Origin of the sequence: Rhizobium sp. N122, assembly GCF_002211295.1 — a bacterium.
Taxonomy (GTDB): domain Bacteria; phylum Pseudomonadota; class Alphaproteobacteria; order Rhizobiales; family Rhizobiaceae; genus Rhizobium.
The window spans coordinates 1-13985 of the sequence record NZ_LOKU01000080.1 but is presented as its reverse complement, the minus strand read 5'-3'; the positions used below and the strand labels follow the sequence as shown (position 1 = coordinate 13985).

The 13985-nt window shown below is 62.1% G+C and carries 10 protein-coding genes and 2 pseudogenes; 8 read left to right on the top strand and 4 right to left on the bottom strand.

The window, feature by feature from the left end:
* Positions 1-374: 374 nt before the first annotated feature.
* Positions 375-1436, top strand: a complete 1062-nt coding sequence (locus ATY75_RS32630; protein ID WP_088940642.1) for a class I SAM-dependent methyltransferase — start codon at positions 375-377, stop codon at positions 1434-1436.
* Positions 1437-1454: 18 nt separating this feature from the next.
* Here the strand turns inward: ATY75_RS32630 and ATY75_RS32625 are convergent, their stop codons facing one another.
* Positions 1455-2297 carry an AraC family transcriptional regulator gene (locus tag ATY75_RS32625; RefSeq protein WP_088940810.1) on the bottom strand — a complete coding sequence of 281 codons (843 nt, stop codon included), beginning with the start codon at positions 2295-2297 and terminating at the stop codon, positions 1455-1457.
* A 245-nt stretch (positions 2298-2542) separates the two neighbouring features.
* Between ATY75_RS32625 and ATY75_RS32620 the strand changes: the two genes are divergently transcribed.
* The 6 genes from ATY75_RS32620 (at position 2543) to ATY75_RS32595 (ending at position 11612) form a co-directional block, all read left to right on the top strand.
* A complete protein-coding gene (locus ATY75_RS32620; RefSeq protein WP_088940641.1) occupies positions 2543-4009 on the top strand; it encodes an alpha-glucosidase/alpha-galactosidase in 1467 nt (488 codons plus the stop codon).
* A gap of 123 nt (positions 4010-4132) precedes the next feature.
* Positions 4133-6220: an ABC transporter substrate-binding protein gene (locus ATY75_RS32615; RefSeq protein ID WP_088940809.1), complete on the top strand. Its 2088-nt coding sequence runs from the start codon at positions 4133-4135 to the stop codon at positions 6218-6220.
* A 172-nt stretch (positions 6221-6392) separates the two neighbouring features.
* Positions 6393-7400 carry an ABC transporter permease gene (locus ATY75_RS32610; RefSeq protein WP_088940808.1) on the top strand — a complete coding sequence of 336 codons (1008 nt, stop codon included), beginning with the start codon at positions 6393-6395 and terminating at the stop codon, positions 7398-7400.
* Position 7401: 1 nt separating this feature from the next.
* Positions 7402-8541 carry an ABC transporter permease gene (locus ATY75_RS32605; protein ID WP_088940640.1) on the top strand — a complete coding sequence of 380 codons (1140 nt, stop codon included), beginning with the start codon at positions 7402-7404 and terminating at the stop codon, positions 8539-8541.
* 10 nt (positions 8542-8551) lie between these two features.
* Positions 8552-10219, top strand: coding sequence for an ABC transporter ATP-binding protein (locus tag ATY75_RS32600; RefSeq protein WP_088940639.1), 1668 nt, complete (start codon positions 8552-8554; stop codon positions 10217-10219).
* Between the two features lie 22 nt (positions 10220-10241).
* Positions 10242-11612, top strand: coding sequence for an alpha-glucosidase/alpha-galactosidase (locus tag ATY75_RS32595; protein ID WP_088940638.1), 1371 nt, complete (start codon positions 10242-10244; stop codon positions 11610-11612).
* Positions 11613-11703: 91 nt separating this feature from the next.
* On the opposite strand, the gene ATY75_RS34420 is transcribed toward ATY75_RS32595, so the two are convergent.
* Positions 11704-12438 carry a DUF4274 domain-containing protein gene (locus ATY75_RS34420; protein WP_143535388.1) on the bottom strand — a complete coding sequence of 245 codons (735 nt, stop codon included), beginning with the start codon at positions 12436-12438 and terminating at the stop codon, positions 11704-11706.
* A gap of 190 nt (positions 12439-12628) precedes the next feature.
* A pseudogene (locus tag ATY75_RS32580) lies at positions 12629-12838 on the bottom strand (hypothetical protein); the annotation flags it as partial.
* A gap of 103 nt (positions 12839-12941) precedes the next feature.
* Here ATY75_RS32580 and ATY75_RS32575 point away from each other — a divergent pair.
* Positions 12942-13862: a DUF6615 family protein gene (locus ATY75_RS32575; RefSeq protein ID WP_088940635.1), complete on the top strand. Its 921-nt coding sequence runs from the start codon at positions 12942-12944 to the stop codon at positions 13860-13862.
* Here the strand turns inward: ATY75_RS32575 and ATY75_RS34415 are convergent.
* Positions 13859-13985 (bottom strand): annotated as a pseudogene (locus ATY75_RS34415) (IS481 family transposase); the annotation flags it as partial. The gene ATY75_RS32575 and the pseudogene ATY75_RS34415 overlap by 4 nt on opposite strands.

The window sequence follows — 13985 nt, the reverse complement described above, 5'->3', positions numbered from 1 at the left end:
GGGAGGATGGCTGTCAGGTTCACGATCGGCCAAGACCCCTCCCCAACCCCTCCCCACAAGGGGGGAGGGGCTTATATGCCGCTCCCGACGCTTTCACTTCAACGTTTCATCTGCAGAAAGGCTGATGTTTTTTTGCAGGCGGATGCTGCGAGTTAGCCCCTCCCCCTTGTGGGGAGGGGTTGGGGAGGGGTTTTGCAAACCCGCCTGCACAGCTCTCCGATTTGGCCTGACAGCTGCCACCGCGTGTTACTCCACCCCCGCATTCTTTCGACCCTTAATACTTCGGATTCATCCCCTGAAAGGCAAGGTTGATTGACTGCATATTATTAAAGCCTAATTTTGCAGTCCCTTAATCACGCGCGCGGGAGGACACAATGCGTGAGCCGGATATGCAGAAACTCGATGCACTGGTCGGCCGGCTGGTCGGCGATGTCGGCGCCGCCATGTCGGGCGCCTTGGTCGTGCTGGGCGACAAGGTCGGAATTTTCAAGGCGATGGCCGATGGCACGCCGATGAACGTCCAGCAGCTTTCGCAAAAAACCGGGGTGAAGGAGCGTTACCTCCGGGAGTGGCTCAGCGCCCAGGCGGCGGCTGATTATATCGTCTATGACGAAAAGACCGATCGTTTCAGCCTGACGCCGGAGCAGGCGATGGTCTTTGCCGAGGAAAACAGCCCGGCCTTCTTTGTCGGCGCCTTCGAGGTCGTGCAATCCATGTGGATGGACGAGCCAAAGGTCACTGATGCCTTCCGCACCGGCGAGGGGCTCGGCTGGCATGAGCACAGCACCTGCCTGTTCCGGGGCACCGAGCGCTTCTTCCGTCCGGGCTATAACAGCCATCTCGTCGCCGAATGGATCCCGGCGCTGGCCGGGGTGGAAGACAAGCTCAAGGCCGGCGCCAAAGTCGCCGATGTCGGCTGCGGCCATGGCGCCTCGACCATCCTGATGGCGCAGGCCTATCCCGCCTCCCACTTTACCGGCTTCGACTATCACGGCCCGTCGATCGAAAAAGCCAAGGCGGCTGCGAAAGAGGCAGGTGTCGGCGACCGTGTGACCTTCGAGCAGAGCCGGGCGGCGGAATTTCCAGGCCGCGGCTATGACATGGTCGCCATGTTCGACTGCCTGCACGATATGGGCGACCCGGTCGGCGCCGGCCAGCATGTCAAGGAAACGCTTGGGCCGAACGGCACCTGGCTGATCGTCGAGCCCTTTGCCCACGACCATCTCAAGGACAATCTCAACCCCGTCGGCCGCGTCTATTACGGCGCCTCGACGATGATCTGCACGCCGGCATCGCTCTCCCAGGAGGTGGGGCTCGGGCTCGGCGCCCAGGCGGGCGAAATGAAGCTTCGCAAGGTGGCGCTCGACGCCGGCTTCACCCATTTCCGCCGCGCCACGGAAACCCCGTTCAACATGGTGTTCGAGGTGCGGGCCTGAGATAACCCCGACCGGTGGTTATCTCAGCTTGCCGATGCTGGCATACATGCCGGTGGTGCGGAATTCCGTCGGGTTGGTGCCGTAGACCCGGCGGAAGACTTTGGAGAAATAGTTCGGATCCTCGAAGCCGCACATGATGGCGACTTCCTTGACCGGCAGGAAATCCGCCTTGGTCAGCAGCTTGACGGCGCGCTGCAGCCGCTGCTGCAGCACGAACTCGGCCGGCGGCATGCCCTCGCTCTCGGCGAAGCTGCGGGAGAAATGCGCACGGCTGAGGCCGACGATGCCGGCGAGTTCGCCGACCGGCAGCGGCTTTTCGAGATTGGCGTTGATATGGTCGATCACCGGCTGCATCGGGCTGAGCTCGGCGGCGAAGGCCGACGAGCCGAAGACGTCGTCATAAAGCGCCATCGCCGCTTCATATGCAATCGCCGAGGCCGCTCCCGGCGAGGTCGCGCCGGTGACGAGGCGCAGACTGCAATCGGCGAGATGATCGATGGTCGAGGGCTGCAGCTTCAGCACCGGGCCGGCCGTCGACAGCACCAGCTGGTGGATGCGCAGCGTCTCCTCGCCATTCATCGAAATCCAGAAATATTCCCAGCGCTCGCCCTTCTCCAGCCAGTAGCGATGATTGTGCGGCACGAGCACCAGCAGCGTGTCGCCGCCCTGAAGCCGATAATTGCGGTTCTGATAGCGCAGCCGGCCGCTGCCGCTGATCGTGTGCTGCAGCACGGTGAAGGGGGTCTGGCCGCGCCTTCTTCCGTCCCAGTCATAGGGCTCGTTCTCGCGCACTTCATAGCCGGAGCTGGTCGGCATGGCATGCAATCGCTGCCGGCCGCGGGGCAGCGAAACCGTTCTCATCGACTGTCCGTTGGCAATCAAATTCTGCAGCACAAAATTACCCCTGAAAGCATAATCCTTCTCTGGTCGGCCTGCCGATTTCGGGCATAATCCCGCTCGACAAACAGGGAAGAGACCACGGCCGATCGAGCGGCCGGGAGGAAAACAGGCAGTTTTTCGGCTTTTTCAACCACATGTTCCGGCATGCGGGCCGATCCTCCATATCCGTCTTTCCTGTAGCATTCGAATAGGCCGAGGTGAAGATCATGAGTTTCAAAATCGCTATCATCGGTGCGGGCAGCGTTGGGTTCACCAAGAAGCTGTTCACCGATATTCTGTGTGTTCCGGAGTTTCGCGACGTCGAATTCGCGCTGACCGATCTCAGCGAGCATAATCTCGAGATGATCAAGGCGATCCTCGACCGGATCGTCGAGGCCAACGGACTGCCGACCAAGGTGACGGCGACGACCGACCGGCGCCAGGCGCTTTCCGGCGCGCGCTACATCATCAGCTGCGTGCGCGTTGGCGGCCTCGAGGCCTATGCCGACGATATCAGGATCCCGCTGAAATACGGCATCGACCAGTGCGTCGGCGATACGATCTGCGCGGGCGGCATTCTCTACGGCCAGCGCAACATCCCCGTCATTCTCGACTTCTGCAAGGATATCAGAGAGGTCGCCGAGCCGGGTGCGAAATTCCTCAACTATGCCAACCCGATGGCGATGAACACCTGGGCGGCGATCGAATATGGCAAGGTCGATACCGTCGGCCTCTGCCACGGCGTCCAGCACGGCGCCGAACAGATCGCCGAGGTGCTCGGCGCCAAATCGCTTGGTGAGCTCGACTATATCTGCTCCGGCATCAACCATCAGACCTGGTTCATCGACCTGCGCCTCAACGGCCGCAGGATCGGCAAGGACGAGCTGGTGGCGGCCTTCGAGGCGCATCCGGTCTATTCGCAGCAGGAAAAATTGCGCATCGACGTGCTGAAGCGTTTCGGCGTCTATTCCACCGAGAGCAACGGCCATCTTTCGGAATACCTGCCCTGGTACCGCAAGCGGCCGGAGGAAATCACCCGCTGGATCGACATGTCCGACTGGATCCACGGCGAGACCGGCGGCTACCTCCGCCACTCCACCGAGACCCGCAACTGGTTCGAGACCGAATTCCCGCAATTCCTGGAATCCGCCTCCAAGCCGATCGATCCCGCCAAGCGCTCGAACGAACATGCCAGCCATATTCTGGAAGGGCTTGAGACGAACCGGGTCTATCGCGGCCATTTCAACGTCAAGAACAACGGCGTCATCACCAACCTGCCGGCCGATGCGATCATCGAATCGCCGGGCTTCGTCGACCGCTTCGGCATCAACATGGTTTCCGGCGTCACCCTGCCGGAAGCCTGTGCGGCCACCTGCATCGCCTCGATCAATGTCCAGCGCATGTCGGTGCATGCGGCGGTCACAGGCGACATCGACCTTCTGAAGCTCGCCGTGCTGCACGATCCGCTGGTCGGCGCCGTCTCGACGCCCGAGGAGGTCTGGCAGATGGTCGACGAGATGGTCGTTGCCCAGGCCCGCTGGCTGCCGCAATATGCCGATGCCGTGCCGGCCGCCAAGGAGCGGCTGTCGAAATCCAAGGTGCAGACCCGCGACTGGGCGGGCGCCGCACGCCGCAGCGTCCGCTCGATCGAAGAGCTGCGCGCGGAAAAGGCGGCGCTGAAACAGGCCGTCTGACATTTCGTGAAGGCTGGTCGTCATGGTTTCCGGGAGGGAAATCCATGACACCGGGCCCGCCTTCATATCGTTCGAGGAGAAGAGAGCCGCGTGACCCGCGCTCCGGAACAAAAGGGAGAAACGATCATGAATTTCCGCAACGCAAGCATTCTGGCCGGACTGGCGCTCGGCGTCTCGGTTCTGGCGGTGAATGCCTATGCCGCCGAGGCAACCGTGCCGCCGGTGCCGCCGGATTTCCCGGCCGAAGGCAAGATCAACTATGTCGCGCGCGACTCCATCCTGGAGTTCAAGGCGCTGCCCGAATATCACGAGCCCGACTGGGTCACGAAGAATTTCGTTTCTTCCGGCAAGCTTCCCCCCGTGAAGGATCGTCTGCCGAAGGAGCCGATGGTCTTCAAAACCGGCAACATGCCCGACGGCGTCGGCGTCTACGGCGATACGATGCGCCACGTCATCGGCGGCCGGCCGGAAGGCTGGAACTACGGCGCCGGCCAGACGCAGGGCTGGGGCGGCATCGACATCGGCCTTTCCGAATGCCTGACGCGCACCGCGCCGCTGTTCCAGGTGAAGGCCCAGGACACCGAGCCGCTGCCGAACCTCGCCAAGAGCTGGGATTGGTCCGCAGACGGCCACAAGCTGACCATGCACCTGGTCGAGGGCGCCAAATGGTCTGACGGTGCGCCGTTCAATGCCGACGACATCATGTTCTACTGGGACGACGAAGTCGTCGATCCGAACGTCTCGCCGCTCGGCGGCGGCGCCTCGCCGGAGGCTTTCGGCGTCGGCACGACGCTGAAGAAGATCGACGATTACACCGTCGAATGGACCTTCAAGGAGGCCTTCCCGAAGCAATATCTCTATACGATGTCCTACCCGAACTTCTGCCCGGGTCCATCGCATATCCTCAAACCCCAGCATCCGAAATATTCGAAGAACACCTACGACCAGTTCAAGAACGCCTTCCCGCCGGAATACATGAACATGCCGGTGATGGGCGCCTGGGTGCCGGTGGAATATCGTTCCGACGATATCATCGTGCTCCGCCGCAACCCCTATTACTGGAAGGTCGACGAGAAGGGCAATCAGCTGCCTTATCTGAACGAACTGCATTACAAGCTCTCGACCTGGGCCGACCGCGACGTGCAGGCGGTGGCGGGCTCCGCCGATATTTCCAACCTCGAGCAGCCGGAAAACTTCGTGGCGTCGCTGAAGCGCGCTGCCGAGAAGACGGCGCCGGCACGTCTGGCCTTCGGCCCGCGCCTCATCGGCTATAACCTGCGCATGAACTTCTCCGCCAACGGCTGGGGCAGCCCGGACGAGCGCGGCCAGGCGATCCGCGAGCTGAACCGCAACGAGGACTTCCGCAAGGCCGTCACCATGGCGCTCGACCGCAAGGCGATCGGCGACTCGCTGGTCAAGGGGCCGTTCACGGCGATCTATCCGGGCGGGCTTTCCTCCGGCACCAGCTTCTACGACCGCAACTCCACCGTCTACTATCCCTTCGATCTCAAGGGCGCCAAGGCGGAACTCGCCAAGGCCGGGCTGAAGGATACCGACGGCGACGGCATCGTGAACTTCCCGGCCGGCACGGCGGGCGGCAAGAATGTCGAAATCGTCATGCTGATCAACAATCAGTACACGACCGACAAGAGCCTTGCCGAAGGTGTCGTCGGCCAGATGGAGAAGCTCGGGCTGAAGATCGTCCTCAATGCGCTCGACGGCGCCAAGCGTGACGATGCCCATTATGCCGGCCGCTTCGACTGGCTGATCCAACGCAACACGACGGAACTGTCGTCGGTGGTGCAGAACACCGAGCAGCTTGCCCCGGTCGGCCCGCGCACCAGCTGGCAGCATCGCGCCGGCAAGGACGACAAGCTCGATCTGATGCCCTTCGAAAACGAGCTTGTCGACGTCGTCAACAAGTTCACGACCAGCCAGAGCAACGACGAGCGCGTCGATCTGATGAAGCAGTATCAGAAGATCTCGACCGAGCACGTCAACACGGTGGGCCTAACCGAATATCCGGGCGCGCTGATCATCAACAAGCGGTTCTCCAACGTGCCGCAGGGCACGCCGATCTTCATGTTCAACTGGGCTGAAGATTCGGTCATCCGCGAGCGCCTGTGGGTGGCGGCCGACAAGCAGGGCAAATACGAGCTGTTCCCCGAGCAGCTGCCCGGCAAGCCCGGCGACAAGGGCCCGATCAACTGATCGGTGTCACCAGGACAAAGAGCTGAGCGCGTCGCATCCTATGCGGCGCGCCGGAGAACTCCCTCCCAGCTGAAATGAGCTTCCGGCCGCGCGTGGCGCGCGGCCGGATATGACCAACAAGCCGGCCGCGCCGACAAGGAGCGACTGGCGGCAAGGAAAAGCGGACCGTCCGATGTTACGATTCCTGCTCGTGCGCATAGCCTCCGCGATCCCCGTCCTCTTCATCCTGAGCGTGGTGACCTTCGCGATCATCCAGGCCCCGCCCGGCGACTACGCCGATTATATAAGATCGCAGCTGATCAACCAGGGCGGCGCCTCCTACGCCCAGGCCGACGCCCAGGCCCAGGCCTACCGGGTCGAGCACGGCCTCGACAAGCCGATGGTCGTGCAATACGTCAACTGGATCGGCGGCATCGTCACCCGCGGCGATTTCGGCTACAGCATGTTCTACAACAAGCCGGTCGCCGATGTCGTCGCCGAACGGCTGCCGCGCACGCTGCTCTTGGCGCTCGTCTGCCACATCTTCGCCTCGGTGCTCGGCATCGGCTTCGGCATCTGGGCGGCGACGCGCCAGTATAGCTGGATCGACAGCACGCTTTCGGCGGTGTCCTTCCTCGGCATGACGGTGCCGCGCTTCCTGATGGCGCTGATCATCGTCTATCTCCTGGTCTTCCAGTTCAACGTGTCGGAGATCGGCAGCTTCTTCTCGCCGCAATATGGCGGGGCGCCCTGGTCGTGGGCGAAATTCGTCGACCTCGTCCACCATGTCTGGCCGGTCGTGGCGATCGCCACTTTCGGCGGGCTCGCCTACAATATGCGGGTGATGCGCGGCAACCTGCTCGATACGCTGAATGCCCAATATGTCGAGACGGCCAAGGCCAAGGGGCTTTCCGGCGGCGCGGTGGTGATGCGCCACGCGGTGCCGAATGCGCTGCATCCGCTGGTGATGTATCAGGGCGTCGTGCTGCCCTACATGCTGACCGGCGAGATTGAAACCGCCATCATCTTCGCGCTGCCGACCGTCGGCCCGGCGATCGTCGGCTCGATGGCGATCGGCGACGTCTATGTCACCGCCACCTTCATGTTGGTGCTGTCGGCGACGCTGATCGTCGGCAACATCATCGCCGACATGCTGCTGGCGCTGCTCGATCCGCGTGTCCGCCAATATGAAGGAGCCTGAGATGCTGGCTTTCGACTCCTCGCCGCCACCGCCGACGACGACCGAAGCTTCGGTCGGCAAGCCATCGCGCGGGCATGAGAGCTATATCGCCCTGGTCTGGCGCCGGCTCAGGCGCTCCTGGACCGGCATGGCCGGGCTCATCCTCGTCGGGCTGCTGCTCCTCATGGCGATCTTTGCCGATTTCGTCGCGCCGATGGACCCGAAGGCGACCGATGTCGGCTTCGCCCCGCCGCAGGTGATGAGCTTCCACGATAAGGACGGCAATTTCGTCTTCCAGCCGCGCGTCTATGCGCTGTCGGATTCCGAGGAGCTCGACCCGGTCACCTTCCAGCCGATCGTCGGCATGGATTACGACAATCCGCGGCTGCTCGGCTTCTTCGTCAAGGGCGCCGAATACCGGCTGTTCGGCCTGATCCCGGCCGAGCGCCACCTCTTCGGCTCGACCGACGGCCAGCCGGTGCATTTCCTCGGCACCGACAAGTTCGGCCGCGACGTGCTGTCGCGCGCCATCATCGGTTCGCGCATCTCGCTGATGATCGCGCTCACTGTCGTCTTCATCGTCACGCTGATCGGCACGACGGTCGGCATGGTCTCCGGCTATTTCGGCGGCACTTTCGATGTCTGGCTGCAGCGCTTCGTCGAGCTGGTGCTCGCCTTTCCGCAGCTGCCGCTCTATCTGGCGCTGACCTCGCTGATCCCGGTGACGGCGCCGACCAATGTCTTCCTCGCCTTCGTCATCATCGTCATGTCGGCGCTCGGCTGGGCGCAGATGTCGCGCGAGGTGCGCGGCAAGACCCTGGCGCTCGCCCGCATCGATTACGTCCGGGCGGCGATGGCCGTCGGCGCCACCGACCGGCGCATCATCATCCAGCACATCTTCCCGAATGTGATGAGCCATGTCATCGTCGCGGTGACGCTCGCCATACCGAGCGTCGTGCTGCTCGAATCCTTCCTCGGTTTCTTGGGCTTTGCCGTCAAGCCGCCGCTGATCTCCTGGGGGCTGATGCTGCAGGATACCGCGACCTATTCGGTCATCGGCTCCTATCCCTGGATTCTCTCTCCCGTCGGCTTCGTGCTCGTCACCGTCTTCGCCTTCAATGCGTTGGGCGACGGACTGCGCGACGCGGTCGATCCTTATTGAGGTGATTGATATGGCGCTTTCCCTGGTCAATTCCTTCGCCCCGCTTGTCCGCCACGATCATGACGGCCGCGCGGAAACCCCGATCATCGATGCCCGCAATGTCGCGGTGAATTTCAAGGTCGAGGACGGCATGGTCGAAGCCGTCAAGGACGTCTCCTTCCAGCTCTATCGCGGCGAGACCATCGCCATCGTCGGCGAATCCGGCTCCGGCAAATCGGTGACCGCAAGAACGGTGATGGGGCTCTTGTCGAAGCGTGCCGTCATCTCCGGCAAATCGACGGTTTCCTATGACGGCAGCAATATCCTGAAATTTTCCGAGCGGGAGCGCCGCAAGCTGCGCGGCGACCGCATCTCGATGATCTTCCAGGAGCCGATGAGCTCGCTGAACCCGATCTATACGATCGGGAGCCAGATCGTCGAGGCGATCCGCGTGCATCGCCGGATGAGCCGCAGGCAAGCGGAACAGCGGGCACTGGAACTGCTCGAACATGTGCAGATCCCCGATCCCGCCGCGCGCATCCGCCAATATCCGCATCAGCTTTCCGGCGGTCAGCGCCAGCGGGTGATGATCGCCATGGCGCTCGCCAACGATCCCGACGTCTTGATCGCCGACGAGCCGACGACGGCGCTCGACGTCACCGTGCAGGCGCAGATCCTCAACCTGATCCGCAATCTGCAGAAGGAAATGGGGATGGCCGTCATCCTCATCACCCACGATCTGACGGTGGTGCGGCAGTTTTCCGATTACGTCTATGTGATGCAGCATGGCGAGGTGCGCGAGCACAACACCACCGAGGCGCTGTTTGCCAATCCGCAGCACGCCTATACCAGGCATCTGCTGGCCTCTGAGCCGCGCGGCGAGGCCAATCCGCTGCCGGAGGGATCGGATGTCATCCTCGATGCCAAGGGCGTGCGCGTCGCCTTCATGCTGCGCCACGGCACCTTCCTGAAGCCGGCGATGCGCGAGCTTGTCGCCGTCGACAGCCTCGACCTGACGCTGCGCCGGCACGAGACGCTCGGCCTCGTCGGCGAATCCGGCTCCGGCAAGACGACCTTCGGCCAGGCGATCCTGCGGCTGAACACGCCTGATAGCGGCGAAATCCATTTCGACCATCAGCCGATCCACGGGCTTTCCCGCGCCGAGATGCGGCCGCTGCGGGCCCGCATGCAGGTGGTGTTCCAGGATCCGTTCTCCTCGCTCAACCCGCGCATGACGATCGGCCAGATCATCGAGGAAGGTCTCGTCGTCAACCGGCTGGGCGCCACCAAGGGCGAACGGCAGGACCGGGTGCGCGAGGCGCTGATATCAGCCGGCATGCCCGGCAATATCCTGTCGCGTTTCCCGCATGAATTTTCCGGCGGCCAGCGCCAGCGCATCGCCATTGCCCGCGCCATCGCGCTGGAGCCGGAATTCATCCTGCTCGACGAGCCGACATCGGCGCTCGACCTCTCCGTCCAGGCGCAGATCATCGAACTCTTGCGCAAGCTGCAGGACGAGCGGGGTCTCAGCTACCTCTTCATCTCCCACGACCTCAAAGTCGTCCGGGCGCTCTGCCATCGCGTCATCGTCATGCAGCATGGCAAGATCGTCGAAGAGGGGCCCGTCAACGAAGTTCTCACCCATCCCAAGACCGCCTACACCGAACGGCTCGTCAAAGCCGCTTTCGAGGTAGCATGACTATCGAATGCCGGAGGTTATAATGGCAGCAAATCCCAAAATCACATTCATCGGAGCAGGCTCCACCGTCTTCATGAAAAACATCATCGGTGACGTGCTGCAGCGCCCGGCGCTGTCGGGCGCGACGATCGCCCTGATGGACCTCAACCCGCAGCGGCTCGAGGAAAGCGCCATCGTCGTCAACAAGCTGATCTCGACGCTTGGCGTCAAGGCCAAGGCCGAGACCTATTCCGATCAGCGCAAGGCGCTTGCCGGCGCCGATTTCGTCGTCGTCGCCTTCCAGATCGGTGGCTACGAGCCCTGCACCGTCACCGATTTCGAGGTGCCGAAGAAATACGGGCTGCGCCAGACGATCGCCGATACGCTCGGCGTCGGCGGCATCATGCGCGGCTTGCGCACCGTGCCGCATCTCTGGAAGGTCTGCGAGGACATGCTCGCCGTCTGCCCCGAGGCGATCATGCTGCAATATGTCAACCCGATGGCGATCAACACCTGGGCGATCGCGGAGAAATACCCCACGATTCGCCAGGTCGGCCTCTGCCACTCGGTGCAGGGCACGGCGATGGAGCTGGCCCACGACCTCGACATTCCCTACGAGGAAATTCGCTACCGCGCCGCCGGCATCAACCACATGGCCTTCTATCTCAAATTCGAGCATCGCCAGGCCGACGGCTCCTATCGCAACCTCTATCCGGATCTGGTGCGCGGCTACCGCGAGGGCAGGGCGCCGAAGCCCGGCTGGAACCCGCGCTGCCCGAACAAGGTGCGCTACGAGATGCTGACGCGGCTCGGCTATTTCGTCACCGAAAGCTCGGAGCATTTCGCCGAATACACGCCCTATTTCATCAAGGAGGGCCGCGACGACCTGATCGAGAAATTCGGCATTCCGCTCGATGAATATCCCAAACGCTGCATCGAGCAGATCGAGCGCTGGAAGGGCCAGGCGGAGGCCTATCGCAGCGCCGACAAGATCGAGGTGACGCCCTCGAAGGAATATGCCTCCTCGATCATTAACTCGGTCTGGACCGGCGAACCCTCCGTCATTTACGGCAATGTCCGCAACAATGGCTGCATCACCTCGCTGCCGGAGAATTGCGCCGCCGAAGTGCCCTGCCTGGTCGACGCCTCCGGCATCCAGCCGACCTTCATCGGCGCCCTGCCGCCGCAGCTGACCGCGCTGATCCGCACCAATATCAACGTCCAGGAGCTGACGGTGCAGGCGCTGATGACTGAGAATCGCGAGCACATCTACCACGCCGCGATGATGGACCCGCATACGGCGGCCGAACTCGACCTCGACCAGATCTGGTCGCTGGTCGACGACCTGCTCGCCACCCACGGCGACTGGCTGCCGGAATGGGCCCGCACCAGCCGTAAAGTTCAAGCCGCCTGACCTTTTTCTCCCGGGTTAGGCGTCAAAGAGCCCCGCGGTGTGGCAACGACCGCGGGGCTTTTCACGTGTGTGGGGATGGGGCGCTTTGCGATTAACGGGCCGCTCGTTTTTCAGCCTTCCGTTTCATCCCGGCTCGCACCATCCCGAATGTCATGAGCCCGAATTGCACGCAGCACATGACCATCACGTTATATACCAGCCTCGGAGGATCAAAGACGTAGATAAGTCCCCAGCCCGCCGCAACGAATGCGAGATAAAGGTACATCGGCCTGAAAGCCGAACTGCGCAACCTTGCTATTCTGACGGGGAGTTGCTGCGCCGGCTGCGGCATACTTCTTGAAGGCGGATCTGCCCCCATTAGGCTTGCTGGAATTGGTTCGGAACCTGTCCCGAGCCCGGCAACGAGCTTTCGGAGTTCTTCCGATTTAAGGGGATCTTCTTCATCTGAGATGCGAACTGCGCGGTGTCCGAACGGCGGAACCAGCGCCTCAGGTAAAGTCCAGGGAAGATTGGAAGCCCCATGGGCGCGGGCGAACTCTCGCAGGTCTTCGGCTTCTGCAACTGTCCAACTGCACACCTCTTGGCCTTCCCACAGCTCTTGGCCCCCATAGTAAATTTCCGATCGGCTATAAAAACCCGCATTGACGCGGTCTACCAGCCTCTTGAGCGTCAAATTGTCTTCTTCGAAGGTATCGGGATGTTCGAGACGCTCCAAAGGTCCTGCTCGCCAAAAGTAGCTTGCGACAGTTGCCAGATCGCAGTCCGGCTGCGTCAGAATCCACTCGAACACATCTTCAGCGATTTTCTGCAATGGCGTGGCGAGCATCAGGAGAACGGCCGGTCAACCAATCGATCATGGCCCGTTGTTCGGCATCGTAATTGTCAAATTTGCCGTCCATCGCTCTCCCTCGGAATGGTCGATCGCCTATTACCCTTCAAAGTAATTCTAGCAATCGCGGACCGTGGGATCGCATCTCGACATTCAATCGCCGGAATGATTGTTGGTTGGCGAGCCCTTAAATCCCGGACCCATCGAGCTGCTCGTCGTCATCGCCTTCCCAGGTGAAGGCATCGAGGTGCGATTGGCCGAGGGCGTCGGCATCCAACACTTCAACTCCGATTCGGCATATTCGATGATGTGCCCGGGCGAGGAATCCGAGGCGCCAGCCTTCTCCCGCGAATTGATCGCCATGCGACCAATAGGCGAGATCAACTTCCACCGGCCCTGCTCCGACGCCCGGATCGTCACCAGGATCTATCCTTCCAGCTTGCCACTGAGGCGTGCTATTGCGAAGGTCATAAACACAAGCTTATTCCCCGGAAATTTCGATGCTTTGCGATCTCGCCCATAACTTTCCGCCCAAGGTCGCACAGTTTTTGGAACGCGATCGGGGCCTGAAGCGCAATTTTCGCGAGGAAAGCGTCACCGACATGCTGATGTTCAGCCTTGTCGGCCTTCGGCCTTTTGGCGTCAGCGTCGACTTTCCAGACGAGCCGACGACCGGCGGCGATATGGAATGGGTGTTTGCAGCGCCCCGCGACATCAACGGCGGGCGGTATCTGCGGATCATCCTGCAAGCCAAACGCGCCCAATTTGCGAACACGAAGGGCGGATACTGGTACTATCAGCATCTCGACCACGAGAAAGGCAAGCAGGCCAACACGCTGGTGAGCCATGCATCGGGCCGGCCCGGCGGCATGTCGACGCTGCCACTCTACATCTTCTACCACCCGAACTCGGCGCTTTCGCCGAAGACGGCGTCGTCGTTACCCGCGGTTGATGGCGTCAATCTGGTGTTCGCCCATCAGGTCGCGCCTGTGGTGGCGGGCGGTTGCGCTCGTAAAGACAAGACAGTTGAGGCTTGGCGCGGTTCGTTCATGCGGCTCTCGGATATCCTATGCTGGCCATTCGTGTCTGTGCCGCCCCCGCCAGGACCGGCCGGCTCCATCGGGTTTCAGATCATTGGAGGCCCGGCGCGGACACTTCCTTTCACGCCGAGTTTTCATCCCGATGTCGTCGCGGCTCGGCTGCAACGGCGGCTTGAGACCGCGGGTGGAAAATTCCCCCTACCGGCCGATCTGATCCGGCGCGTCTCGGCGGCCGAAGGGATCCCGGCCGATCTACAGCGCGCGATCGATGGCAACGTGACACTTGCGGACCGTAAGGAGCTCGTCCGCCCTCGCGTGATCTTCACGACGCAGATGTCGCGCGAGCATCCTTCGTATGTCCGCGCCGTGCGCCACGGCTAGATGTGGAGCCTCAACAGGTTGTCCTTGATCAGGCCGAGTCTACTGACGGGCGGTTTGGATTGTAGGCTGCCGTGCGGGCGATGCCAATTGTAACGGTGGAGCCAGAGCGGCAGGTCGGCGGCG

Excerpts from the sequence above, each read along its gene's own strand:
- ATY75_RS32630 (WP_088940642.1), top strand. The coding sequence starts at position 375 with ATGCGTGAGCCGGATATGCAGAAACTCGATGCACTGGTCGGCCGGCTG.
- ATY75_RS32625 (WP_088940810.1), bottom strand. The coding sequence starts at position 2,297 with ATGAGAACGGTTTCGCTGCCCCGCGGCCGGCAGCGATTGCATGCCATG.
- ATY75_RS32620 (WP_088940641.1), top strand. The coding sequence starts at position 2,543 with ATGAGTTTCAAAATCGCTATCATCGGTGCGGGCAGCGTTGGGTTCACC.
- ATY75_RS32610 (WP_088940808.1), top strand. The coding sequence starts at position 6,393 with ATGTTACGATTCCTGCTCGTGCGCATAGCCTCCGCGATCCCCGTCCTC.
- ATY75_RS32605 (WP_088940640.1), top strand. The coding sequence starts at position 7,402 with ATGCTGGCTTTCGACTCCTCGCCGCCACCGCCGACGACGACCGAAGCT.
- ATY75_RS32600 (WP_088940639.1), top strand. The coding sequence starts at position 8,552 with ATGGCGCTTTCCCTGGTCAATTCCTTCGCCCCGCTTGTCCGCCACGAT.
- ATY75_RS32595 (WP_088940638.1), top strand. The coding sequence starts at position 10,242 with ATGGCAGCAAATCCCAAAATCACATTCATCGGAGCAGGCTCCACCGTC.
- ATY75_RS34420 (WP_143535388.1), bottom strand. The coding sequence starts at position 12,438 with ATGCTCGCCACGCCATTGCAGAAAATCGCTGAAGATGTGTTCGAGTGG.
- ATY75_RS32575 (WP_088940635.1), top strand. The coding sequence starts at position 12,942 with ATGCTTTGCGATCTCGCCCATAACTTTCCGCCCAAGGTCGCACAGTTT.